Source organism: Lutispora sp. (genome assembly GCF_041687175.1).
Lineage (GTDB): Bacteria > Bacillota > Clostridia > Lutisporales > Lutisporaceae > Lutispora.
In genome coordinates this window covers 1-11,682 of sequence record NZ_JAWLCK010000086.1, presented here as the reverse complement: position 1 = coordinate 11,682, position 11,682 = coordinate 1, and the positions used below count along the sequence as shown (strand labels likewise).

The following is an 11,682-nucleotide window of genomic DNA, read 5'->3' as shown; positions in this document are numbered from 1 at the left end:
CCAATAAACAGACAGGAAGGAGATTCACTGCCTGTAAGCGCTTTCGTTGGAAGAGAAGACGGACATTTCCCAATGGGAACCTCTGCATATGAGAAGAGGGGAATAGCTGTATATGTACCTGAATGGCAGATAGATAAATGCATACAGTGCAACCAATGCTCTTATGTATGCCCACATGCAGCTATAAGACCTATACTTCTTACAGAAGAAGAGAAGAAGAATGCTCCGGCAGGCTTTGAGACCAAAAATGCTATAGGCAAAGAGCTTAGCGGATTACAGTATAGAATGCAAGTAAGCACAATGGATTGTACGGGTTGTGGAAACTGTGCAGATATTTGCCCTGCCAAGGAAAAGGCTCTCGTTATGAAGCCTCTTGAAACTCAAACTGAGGTTCAGATTCCAAACTGGGATTATGCTATGAAGGTTCCAGTAAAAGATAATCTAATGCCTTTAACTACAGTTAAAGGAAGCCAGTTTGCACAACCGTTGTTAGAATTCTCAGGTGCATGCGCAGGCTGCGGTGAAACCCCATATGTTAAGCTTATTACCCAGCTTTTCGGAGATAGAATGATAGTTGCCAACGCAACTGGTTGTTCTTCAATCTGGGGTGCTTCTGCACCATCTATGCCATATTGTACAAATGCAGAGGGTAAAGGTCCCGCATGGGCTAACTCACTGTTTGAAGACAACGCTGAATACGGATTTGGTATGGCAGTAGCAACAAGGCAGATCAGAAGCAGATTGGCTGACATTATGAATGAAGCTTTGACATTGGATATTCCTGAAAACTACAAAGAAGCTTTCAAAGCTTGGTTGGATGGAATGAACGATGCTGAAGAGAGCAAGAAAGCTTTTGCTATGATTACTCCATTACTCAATGCAGATGGTGTTAGCTGCGACAGAGCTAAGGAAATAATTGCTGAAATTGCAGAGAAGAAAGATTATCTAATAAAGAAATCAGTATGGATATTCGGTGGAGACGGCTGGGCTTATGATATAGGTTACGGCGGATTAGACCATGTACTGGCTTCAGGTGAAAATGTAAATGTACTTGTATTGGATACTGAAGTTTACTCCAATACAGGCGGTCAGTCTTCTAAAGCTACACCAATAGGTGCTGTTGCTAAATTTGCTGCTTCTGGTAAGAGAGTTAAGAAGAAAGATCTAGGCATGATTGCTGCTACTTACGGCTATGTATATGTTGCACAGGTTGCAATGGGTGCAGACAAGAATCAATTGCTTAAAGCATTGATTGAAGCAGAGAAGTATGATGGACCATCCCTAATCATTGCTTATGCTCCTTGCATAAACCATGGTTTGAAAGAGGGTATGGGAAGAACACAGGCTAATGCACAGCAGGCTGTTGAAGCAGGCTATTGGCACCTGTACAGATACAATCCAGAGCTTAAAGCCCAAGGCAAGAATCCATTTACATTGGATTCCAAAGAGCCAAAGGCAAGCTTCAGGAAGTTCTTAGACGGTCAGGTTAGATATACTTCACTGACTGCTACATTCCCAGAAATTGCAGAAGAATTGTTTGCAAAGGCTGAAGAAGTAGCTAAAGAGAAGTATGAAAACTACAAAAAAATGGCTGAAGCAGAATAAAATTTGCTAATGCAAAGAAGAGCGGGAAACCGCTCTTCTTCTTATACCATTTTGCATCAATAGAATTCATCCATAAAAGCCCTGGCATCTTGTGGGCTCCATCTTCTTTTTACTAGTGGTTCTTCTTCCTTCAAATGATGGAAGCGGTCTATAAAACTTGGTTTGTCTGATTTGTATAAAATACCTATTGGTATAGAGTCTCCCCATTCCAATGCCTTCTTGAAGGCTTCTTCTTTATCATATGGATCATATTTCTCATCAAGGTAATATACCCTGTCTTTGTACCACTTGAAAGTATTCACCTTGTTGAAGGTTACACAAGGCTGAAGTATATCCAACAAGGAGTAGCCTTTATTTTCTATGGCTGCCTTCATCATAGCTTTCATATGCACTTTGTCCCCGGAGAAGGTTCTGGCTACGAAGGAGCAATCCTGGCTTATTGCAAAAGCCAATGGATTAAAGGGTGAGGATTTTACACCATCAAATTGTAATGTAGTCACCTGATTCAGTGCCGTAGTGGGGGAACCTTGACCTTTAGTAAGGCCATATATCTGGTTATTGTGTACAAAGTGAGTTATATCGATATTCCTTCTTATATTGTGTATCAGGTGATTGCCCCCTTCTCCATAGGAATCTCCATCTCCTGAGTTCACAAATACTGTAAGATCCTTATTGGCTATTTTAACCCCCATAGCAACAGGCAAAGCCCTACCGTGAAGACCGTTAAAACCGTTGGAGTTTATATAATGGGGTAGTTTTGCTGCCTGGCCTATGCCAGATATGGCTGCTGTTTCGTATGGCTTTAAGCCCAGTTCTTCCAGAGTCTCCTTTAGTGCTTCTATTATGCCGAAATTACCGCAACCGGGACACCAGGATATCTCACAATCATAGTGAAAGGGATTGTTTTTCATCAATAGTCACCTTCCTTCACTGCTTTGTATATGAAGTAAGAATCCATCTGCCTTCCATCATATTTCAATATACTTCCATGGCATCTGATCCCTGTCTGTTGAGCTATTAAGGATGCCAATTGACCGGTGTAGTTTTGCTCTACATTTATTATTTTTTTTGCTTTATCGCAGTAGTGCAATAGTCTATTTTGAGGTAAAGGCCAGATATCTCCAAATACAAGTGCTCCTGCTTCAATACCATCTGCTTTAAGAAGTCGAAGAGCTTCATATAGCGGACCATAGGTAGAACCCCAACCTATCAATAGCAACTCAGGCTTTTCTGAACCAAAATAATCCGGTTCCATAAGATCTTTCCTTAGAAGCTCCATCTTTTTCATTCTTTTTCGTACCATACTATTTCTGATATCAACATTTTCAGATATGTGACCATACTCATCATGTTCGTGACTATCTGCCAGTACAAAAACATTTTCATATTGAGAAGGAAAGATTCTAGGTGATATACCATCAGTTGTTACTTCATATCTTCTAAAGATGCCTTCATATTCCGGTTTTTCCGTCAAGTATCTTTCAATGGTTACCTTGTCAAAATCATAAGGTTTCGTAGTGACCTTGCAATCTGAGAGATACTCATCGCTGAGAAGTATAACAGGGATCTGATACTTTTCTGCCAGGTTAAAGGCTCTGGCAGTTTGATAAAAAGCATCTTCCGTGTTTCTCAGAGCGATAACCATTCTTGGAAATTCTCCCTGAGCAGCAGATATTACGAATAAAAGATCGCTTTGTTCCGTTCTTGTGGATAACCCTGTAGCAGGACCTGGCCTTTGCACATTTGCAACCACCAAAGGGGTTTCAGTAACACCTGCAAGGCCTAAAGCCTCCACCATAAGGGAAAAACCTCCTCCGGATGTGCCAGTCATAGCTCTTATACCTGCATAGGAGGCACCAATAGCTGAATTAATAGCAGCAATTTCATCTTCAGCCTGATCCACAAATATACCTGCCTTTTCTGCATAACGGGTCATAAATTTCATTATGGTGGTAGATGGGGTCATAGGATATGCAGAATAATATGCACAGCCTGCAGCTAAAGCTCCTAGGGCACAGGCCTCGTTACCGTTTATCAAAATATTTTTTACTGTTGAAGGCTGTGGCATTGTAAAAAGCTGAGAAACAGCCTCATACCCCTCTTTAAGGGCCTTTATGTTTTCTTCTCTAAATTTATTAGCAAATCTTGCATTTAGATGTTCAATAGCTCTATCATAGCTAAGGCCAAACAGTTTATAAACTGCTCCCAGTGCGACAGTGTTTGCCATTCTTGGGTTGCCTAAGGATTTTGCGATGCCTATCAGTGGTATTCTTAGCGTATTAGCACCCTCATTTTTTATAGACATATCACATAGTATACAACCATTAGGCTTTAATCTATCTCGATGAAGCTTTACTGTTTTTTCATCTAATGCAATTATAAGGTCGAGATATGGCCAATGAGAATGTATAGGATAGTCTCCAAGGCGTATCTGGGTAAAGTTGTGCCCACCTTTGACCCTTGACATATAATCCTTACTGGAGTAAACATAATATCCCATATTATTGAGGGTTTTCTCAAGTATGTCGCTTATGGTTTCAATACCCTGACCAGCTTCTCCTCCGATTAGAATATTATACTCCAAATTAATACCTCCTCTATCGAAAGATATAGATTAATAAATAAAAAAACAGGTTGTACCGAATCCAAGTATATCGGTACAACCTACTTTTTACTGAATATAAATACACACTCCTACCAAACCTGGTCCTGTGTGAACCCCAAGGGCAGGTCCAATTTGACCAAATACTATATCTTTGACGTTTGGCAGTTTTGAGAGAGTTTCTCTGATCTTTATAGCCTCTTTTTCTGCATTGCCATGCATGACAGCCAGCCTTACAATATTCCCTTCTGAAATCTCCTTTGCTATTTCAACTAACTTGTCTAGGGACTTTCTTCTGCCTCTGACCTTAGCATGACTATAATACTTGCCCTCTTCGTTTATTGATATAATGGGTTTGATATCCATTATATCTCCTATTGTAGCTGCTACGGTGTTTATCCTGCCGCCTTTCTTTAGATACTCCAACACAGGGAGACAATAAAATAGTTTTATTTTTTCCCTTATAGACAGGATCTTTTCTTTTACTTCATCTATCTTTAAACCTTCAGCAATCATTTTGGCAGCTTCATGTACCATAAATCCCAAGCCTATGGACAGGCTTTTGGAATCTATTGCTATGATATTCAAATCAGGGAAATCCTTGCTTATCATTTTAATCATATCAAAGGTTCCGCTTAGTCCGCTCGAAATATTGATGGACAATATGTGCTTTATCCCTTGATTTCGTAGAGATTCAAGGAGATTTGAACAATCTGAGGGTGAAGCCATAGATGTCTTGGGTATTTCATCGGGCATTCTGTCATAAACCTCCTGAGGTGAGATATCTACTCCGTCTCTATATTCCTTATCCCCATATATGACTCTTAAGGGAAGGGTAAATATAGAATGTTCCTTTAATATTTCTGCTGGCAGATCACAGCTGCTGTCCGTTATCAATGCAATTTTGTTGTTAGTATTGTCCATCCATATTCCTCACTTTACATTTTTTTACCCATAGGGAAGCATATATTACTCCTATTATATTATTTTTGCTGCCAGAAATAAACAAAATTATTTAAGACTATCCATAACTTTTTTAATCATTGCTGGCGCTATTCTACATTTATCTTCAGCTACAGCACATACAGCAAATCTTAATCCCTTTTTCAATGGGATGAGGAATAGATTTTCTTCCATCAATTTGTCGCTGATTTCTTTTGCATTATCACAAGGTATGCTTATGAAAAAGCCGTCTCTATATGGAAGTATTTCCAATCCTACTTCTTCAGAAGCCTTTACAAAAGCCTCTGCTCTTTTTTGAAGCATTGTCTTATATAAGTCTTTTTCCTCTTCATATGCCTTAAATTTATCCGGATCTTTGCAAATTCTTGCCATAACTTCCATAGCGCCTCTATTGCAGTTTGACCAGTTGGCTCGATTAGAATGGGCGCAGGAATAATAGAACTCTTCAGCAATGTCTTTGTTTGAAGATATACCAATAGCTGCTCCTAATCTCATGCCATACATGGTATAACCCTTCGACAAGCTATATCCTACAACAACTAGTATATTTTCAGGCAGATTGGAAAACAGTTTAAAAAACTTTCTTCTTTCATTTCCTTTTCCGGCAAAGTCTATGTAGGCTACATCTATCAATAGTATTATCCTATTATCTTGATTTTTTGCATTTTCTTTCATGATATCGATTACTTGCTGCCACTCCTCATCAGACAAACTATACCCTGTAGGATTCTGAGCAGGGCTGTTTATTATGGCAACCAATCTCTTCTGTTTATTTAATAGTGTTTCGAAATTTTCTTTAAAGGATTCTATATTAAACTCGTTCTTATCATTGAATAGTTTATAATGAGAGACTTTCCTGCCGAATTCCTCTGATATAGTTACATATGGTTTCCAATACCAATCAGATACCAATACGGTATCTCCAGGATTAGTATAATTGAATATGGTGTGTCTGACTGATCCAGTACCTCCTGGAGTGGCAACAGCTTTGATGAAGGCATCAGGTTTGAACTCCCTGAAGCAGGCTTCTTGTACAGCTTCTAAAAAGTCAGGTTGTCCAGCTACAAGAGCATAGGCTGCCAAATTGGCATTAGGCATGGACTTCAACTCATCATATACGGTCTTCATGCATATCAGGTCACCATTGTCATCCATCAGTGCCCCTAGGGTGGAGTTTATCACCTTATCCTTACCGTGCTTTTTAACTGCCTGTTGTGCCTTTGCAGCAAGGCCAAATATTGCATCATCTTCTTTAGGCCATATTGCATGGCTTGCTGCCATACTGCTAATCATAAAATCACCTCAATTATTAATATTTAGTGTTAACTTCATTCTAACCTTATAATATTGTATCGTCAATGATACTTGTTTTGTATTTTACCCTTTACATTTACACCGGATACAGATAAAATTAAAATACGGGCAAATTATTTTTGTTCTGCAAATTTTATGCAACTATAGGGTAAAATATGGTCAAGTATGAAATTCAGGTAAAATAACCTTTTAAGGGGGAATACTTTATGAAAGAATACAAAACCGAGAACTTAAGAAACATTTGTCTATTAGGCCATGCTAGTGCTGGTAAGACTACTATTGCAGAAGCCATGTTATTTAACACAGGAGTGTTAGACAGATTTGGCAAAGTAGATGATGGTACTACTACTCTAGATTATGATCCAGAAGAAATTAAAAGGAAGATTTCCATAAGTGCAGCAGTGGCTCCATGTGATTGGAAGAACATAAGGATTAATGTCATTGACACTCCCGGATATTTCGATTTCGTGGGCGAAGTAGTATCAAGTCTTAATGTTAGTGATGCAGCAGTTATCTCCGTTGACAGTGTGTCAGGTGTTGAGGTAGGTGCAGAGAAATCCTGGGAGATGGTAACTGAGAAAGGAATGCCTTCCTTATTTTTTATAAATAAAATGGATAGGGAAAATGCAAACTTCTCAAAGGTTTTTGAACAACTTAGAGAGGTTTTTGGTAATAAATTGGTTCCTATAGCAATTCCTATAGGGGCAGAATCAAACTTCAAAGGTGTTATAGACCTTATTGATATGAAAGCTAGAACAAATGAAGGCAACAAGGTAGTAGAAGGAGATATACCTTCAGGTTATGAAGACCAGATAGAAGAATACAGAAATATGATAATTGAAGCCGCTGCCCAAACTGATGAAGAGCTTATGGAAAAGTATTTCAGCGGTGAAGAACTAACAAGAGAAGAGATAATAAAAGGATTGAGAATAGGTGTGGTATGTGGAGATGTTGTTCCTGTTCTTTGTGGTTCTGCTATAAAGAATATAGGAATAGTAGCTCTCATGAATACTATTGAGAGTTTCTTCCCATCACCTGTTGACATTGGGGAATATAAATGCAAGAATACTAAGTCTGATGCAGATGAGAATCGTAAGTTTGATGTAAATCTTCCTTTCAGTGCTCAGGTATTCAAAACAGTGGCTGACCCCTTTGTTGGTAAGATTTCCATGTTTAAGGTAATGTCAGGCAGTATAAGCTCAGATAGTGAAGTCTTCAATCCTGATAAAGAGAAAAAAGAGAGATTAAGTGGTTTGTTCCTCCTTAGAGGTAAAAAGCAGATTCCTATGACAAAACTTATAGCTGGTGATATAGGAGCTGTAGCAAAACTTCAGTTTACAACTACAGGAGATACCCTATGTGATCCACAGAATCCTGTGACTTTTGAGCCTGCGGAATTCCCTGTACCAAACCTTACTATGGCTATAGAGCCTAAGTCAAAGGGTGATGAAGACAAGATAGGTAATGGACTTCAGAGACTAGTTGAAGAGGATCCTACTTTAAAGGTTGAGAAGAATGTAGAGACAAGACAGACCTTGATATCCGGCATAGGAGAGCAACATCTGGAAATTGTCACCAAGAAGCTTCAGAATAAATTTGGAGTAGATGTTTTATTAAAGGATCCAAAGATACCTTATAGGGAAACAATTAAAAAATCTGCAAAGGCGGAAGGAAAACACAAGAAGCAATCCGGTGGTCATGGACAATACGGTCATGTATGGATTGAATTTGAGCCTATTTTGGATGGTAGTGCAGAATTCGAATTTGTTGATAAGATAGTTGGAGGTGTAGTACCCAGACAGTATATACCTGCTGTTGAAAAGGGACTTAGAGAGTGTATGGAAGAAGGAGTCTTGGCTGGCTATCCTGTAGTTAATGTGAGATGTACATTATACGATGGTTCATTCCATCCTGTAGACTCTGCAGAAATGCCTTTCAAGATTGCAGCATCCTTAGCTTATAAAAAAGGTATGGCTGATGCAAATCCTGTTTTATTAGAACCTATTTATAGCGTAGAAGTATTAGTTCCTGACCAGTATATGGGTGATATAATTGGTGACTTGAACAAGAAGAGAGGTAGAGTTCTTGGTATGGAACCTGTAGGAAAGCTCCAGAAGGTTACAGCCGAAGCTCCCTTAGCAGAGATGTTCAAATATGCAACTGATCTGAGATCTATGACCCAGGCAAGAGGAAGCTTCAGTATGAAGTTTGTAAGATATGAAGAGGTTCCTGCCCAAATAGCTCAAAAGGTTGTTGAAGCTGCTAATTTGGAAAAGGAAAAAGAATAATAAAATATACTATATATATGGAATACGGCAAATTAAGGATTTGCCGTATTTTTTTGTCAGCATATTTAATTTCTGCTTTCATAAAATAGTAATAATCATTATTATAAACCATCATGTCATAGGAGGTCGTTGAATGATACAAAGAAGAATGACACTGGAACACCCTATAGGGTTGCACGATGTAAGAAAAGTTATTGAAAGGATAAAAGATATTGGTGAAGGGGAAGAATTGGTAATACAGATGAGCAGTCAAGATTCTTTCAGAGCAGAAGGGATATTATCAATACTTGACAGAGAAGACTATCAATGGACTGCTAAAGGAGGGCATGATGGAAATGATTATTATATTGTGGCGAGAAAGAGATAGCCATAATTAAAAATAGGAAAGGATAAAAGTGAAGGGTTAAATAGGTTACATGATTATCATGTAGCTTATTTTTATTGGGTAAATTTAAGGACAAAAACACTTGCAACCAGAATTATGAAGTTATATAATAAAAGTAAAGTCAAAGAAAGTCAAAGTCAGAAAGAGTGATAATATGGCAAGAATTAGTGATTTGATTGAAGAGTTTATAAATGATTTGATTCAAGAAGCAGAAGGTACAATCGAGATCGGCAGGAATGAGCTTGCTGGTTACTTCAACTGTGCTCCTTCCCAGATAAACTATGTATTGACCACCAGGTTTACTACAGAGAGGGGATACTATATAGAATCCCGGAGAGGTGGAGGAGGCTGCATCAAGATATCAAAAATCAATATAGATAAGCAGCAGTATATTAGCAACATTCTATTAAAGGAAATTGGTCAAAATATAAACAAGGAAAAAGCATATAGTTTTGTAGATTTTATGCAAAAAGAAGGTTTTATAGATGAAAGAGAGTGCAAAATAATAAAGGCAGCTGTAGATGATAGCAATCTGTCATCTATACCAAAGTCCTTAAGAGATGAGATAAGGGCATCAATATTAAAAGCCATGCTTGTTTCGGCATTGATATAATTTTAGTACTGGAGGAGATATTTATGATATGCAATGAGTGCGGTAAAAGGCCTGCCACTGTCCATATAACCAAAATTGAAAATGGTAAAAAGACCAATATGCATCTTTGTGAGCAATGTGCTTTGGCCAAAGGTGCTTTAAGTATGAATACAGGATTCTCCATAAATGATCTTTTAGCTGGCATGTTGAATACTGGGACCCCATTACCCATTAAAGTGGATTTTATGGACGATCCATCTTGTCCTGTATGTGGTATGAAGTACAGCCGGTTCAGAGAAACAGGAAGATTTGGTTGCGGAAGCTGTTATAAGAGCTTTGGAGATAGATTGACTCCATTATTCAGAAGGATTCACGGAAATATTAATCATACAGGTAAAATCCCTCAAAGAACAGGAGGAAGACTTAAGATTATGAGGGAGATGGAGTCTCTAAAAGCTGAATTGGCAAATGCAGTAAAAAGAGAAGAATATGAGAAAGCTGCGGAAATACGAGATAAGATAAGAGCTTTAGAAAAAAGCAGTGGGAGGGATGAATAATGAGTGGATGGATTACTCAGCAAGGTCCCCAAAATGAAATAGTGTTGAGCAGCAGAGTCAGGCTTGCACGTAATATTGCTAATACACCATTTCCTGCTTATTTGAATATAGATGAAGCCAATAAGGTTATAGATCAGGTAGAGATGGCAGCCAAGAAAAATGATAAGGAGTCATACAAATTATACACAATAGATAAGATTCCATATGTAGATAGGCAGGTATTATTGGAAAAGCATTTAATAAGTCCAGACCTAGCCAAGGGCTCTAAAGGAGCAGCATTGATATCTGAGAATGAACTAATAAGCATCATGATAAATGAAGAAGATCATATAAGGATTCAAGCCATACTCCCCGGTTTCCAAATGAAAAATGCCTGGGCTATGGCAAATGATGTGGATGATGCATTAGAACAATCCCTTGATTATACCTATGATGAAAAGCTAGGATATCTGACCTGTTGTCCTACAAATGTAGGTACAGGTATGAGAGCATCGGCCATGGTTCATCTTCCTGCATTAAATATGTCAGGTAATATAAGCAAGATACTTCAGACGGTTACTCAGATAGGCTTAACCATAAGAGGAATGTATGGAGAGGGCACAGAGTTTCAAGGAAACCTGTTTCAAATATCAAACCAGATAACCCTAGGTCTATCGGAGGAGGAAATAGTTGAAAACATCAATGCAGCAACATCCCAAATAGTAGAAAAAGAAAAGGAAGCTAGAAATATATTGTTGAATAATAACAGAATCCAGTTGGAAGATAAAATTTGGAGAGCTTGGGGCATACTGAAAAATGCCCGGGTTATTACTTCTCAGGAGGCTATGAAGCTTTTGTCCGATGTCAGATTGGGTATGGACTTGAACATAATTGAGAATCTGACGGTATCACTGCTAAATGAGATAATGATAGAGACTCAGCCTGCAAGTATACAGAAGTATGCAGGGGAAGAATTAAGCCCTGATGCGAGGGATATAATAAGAGCAGAAATAATCAGGAAAAAACTGTAGTGTTATTCCACGGTAAAGGAGAGATATTATGGGCATGTTTGATAAATTTACGGAAAGAGCTCAAAAGGTTTTAGTATATGCTCAGGAAGAAGCACTAAGATTAAGACATAATTATATAGGAACTGAACATATATTGCTAGGCCTTGTTAAGGAAGGGCAAGGGGTTGCCGCTCAGCTGATAAAAAGTAAAGGTGTGGATCTGGACAGCCTTAGAACAACAGTAATATCAATGGTTAGTATGGGAGACGAACCTGTTTCTAAAGTAATAGGCTATACTCCAAGAACCAAATATATAATAGAGAACAGTTCCAATGAAGCAAGAAACTTTAATCATAACTATGTAGGGACAGAGCATTTGCTTCTAGC

General features: G+C 38.4%; 11 protein-coding genes. 7 read left to right on the top strand and 4 right to left on the bottom strand.

The features are described 5' to 3' along the window. A partial coding sequence (locus tag ACESM9_RS11495) for a thiamine pyrophosphate-dependent enzyme (RefSeq protein ID WP_372998564.1) occupies positions 1-1,605 on the top strand: 1,605 nt, incomplete at its 5' end. Between the two features lie 56 nt (positions 1,606-1,661). On the opposite strand, the gene ACESM9_RS11490 is transcribed toward ACESM9_RS11495, so the two are convergent. The 4 genes from ACESM9_RS11490 to ACESM9_RS11475 form a co-directional block, all read right to left on the bottom strand. Next, complete coding sequence (locus ACESM9_RS11490; protein ID WP_372998566.1) at positions 1,662-2,516, bottom strand: 2-oxoacid:ferredoxin oxidoreductase subunit beta; 855 nt, start codon at positions 2,514-2,516, stop codon at positions 1,662-1,664. Then, positions 2,516-4,189 (bottom strand): 2-oxoacid:acceptor oxidoreductase subunit alpha, encoded by a 1,674-nt coding sequence (locus ACESM9_RS11485; protein WP_372998561.1) that lies wholly within the window; start codon positions 4,187-4,189, stop codon positions 2,516-2,518. Before ACESM9_RS11485 ends, ACESM9_RS11490 begins: the two co-directional genes overlap by 1 nt. A gap of 87 nt (positions 4,190-4,276) precedes the next feature. Continuing rightward, positions 4,277-5,131, bottom strand: a complete 855-nt coding sequence (locus ACESM9_RS11480; protein WP_372998557.1) for a DegV family protein — start codon at positions 5,129-5,131, stop codon at positions 4,277-4,279. A gap of 87 nt (positions 5,132-5,218) precedes the next feature. Continuing rightward, a complete protein-coding gene (locus ACESM9_RS11475; RefSeq protein ID WP_372998554.1) occupies positions 5,219-6,463 on the bottom strand; it encodes a pyridoxal phosphate-dependent aminotransferase in 1,245 nt (414 codons plus the stop codon). A gap of 227 nt (positions 6,464-6,690) precedes the next feature. Here ACESM9_RS11475 and fusA point away from each other — a divergent pair, with 227 nt between their 5' ends. The 6 genes from fusA to ACESM9_RS11445 all read left to right on the top strand — a co-directional run. Then, on the top strand, positions 6,691-8,772 hold the full coding sequence (fusA, locus tag ACESM9_RS11470) for an elongation factor G (RefSeq protein ID WP_372998551.1): 2,082 nt from the start codon (positions 6,691-6,693) through the stop codon (positions 8,770-8,772). A 133-nt stretch (positions 8,773-8,905) separates the two neighbouring features. After that, complete coding sequence (locus tag ACESM9_RS11465; protein WP_372998548.1) at positions 8,906-9,139, top strand: hypothetical protein; 234 nt, start codon at positions 8,906-8,908, stop codon at positions 9,137-9,139. A 172-nt stretch (positions 9,140-9,311) separates the two neighbouring features. Then, positions 9,312-9,770: a CtsR family transcriptional regulator gene (locus ACESM9_RS11460; RefSeq protein WP_372998545.1), complete on the top strand. Its 459-nt coding sequence runs from the start codon at positions 9,312-9,314 to the stop codon at positions 9,768-9,770. A gap of 23 nt (positions 9,771-9,793) precedes the next feature. Further along, the gene (locus ACESM9_RS11455; RefSeq protein WP_372998542.1) at positions 9,794-10,306 is read left to right on the top strand and encodes a UvrB/UvrC motif-containing protein; all 513 of its coding nucleotides are present in this window, start codon (positions 9,794-9,796) and stop codon (positions 10,304-10,306) included. Continuing rightward, positions 10,306-11,316: a protein arginine kinase gene (locus ACESM9_RS11450; RefSeq protein WP_372998539.1), complete on the top strand. Its 1,011-nt coding sequence runs from the start codon at positions 10,306-10,308 to the stop codon at positions 11,314-11,316. Before ACESM9_RS11455 ends, ACESM9_RS11450 begins: the two co-directional genes overlap by 1 nt. Positions 11,317-11,344: 28 nt before the next feature. Beyond that, a partial coding sequence (locus ACESM9_RS11445; RefSeq protein ID WP_372998536.1) for a Clp protease N-terminal domain-containing protein occupies positions 11,345-11,682 on the top strand: 338 nt, incomplete at its 3' end.

Coding starts and splice junctions, on each gene's coding strand:
- ACESM9_RS11455 (WP_372998542.1), top strand. CDS start 9,794: ATGATATGCAATGAGTGCGGTAAAAGGCCTGCCACTGTCCATATAACC.
- fusA (WP_372998551.1), top strand. CDS start 6,691: ATGAAAGAATACAAAACCGAGAACTTAAGAAACATTTGTCTATTAGGC.
- ACESM9_RS11450 (WP_372998539.1), top strand. CDS start 10,306: ATGAGTGGATGGATTACTCAGCAAGGTCCCCAAAATGAAATAGTGTTG.
- ACESM9_RS11490 (WP_372998566.1), bottom strand. CDS start 2,516: ATGAAAAACAATCCCTTTCACTATGATTGTGAGATATCCTGGTGTCCC.
- ACESM9_RS11475 (WP_372998554.1), bottom strand. CDS start 6,463: ATGATTAGCAGTATGGCAGCAAGCCATGCAATATGGCCTAAAGAAGAT.
- ACESM9_RS11480 (WP_372998557.1), bottom strand. CDS start 5,131: ATGGACAATACTAACAACAAAATTGCATTGATAACGGACAGCAGCTGT.
- ACESM9_RS11460 (WP_372998545.1), top strand. CDS start 9,312: ATGGCAAGAATTAGTGATTTGATTGAAGAGTTTATAAATGATTTGATT.
- ACESM9_RS11465 (WP_372998548.1), top strand. CDS start 8,906: ATGATACAAAGAAGAATGACACTGGAACACCCTATAGGGTTGCACGAT.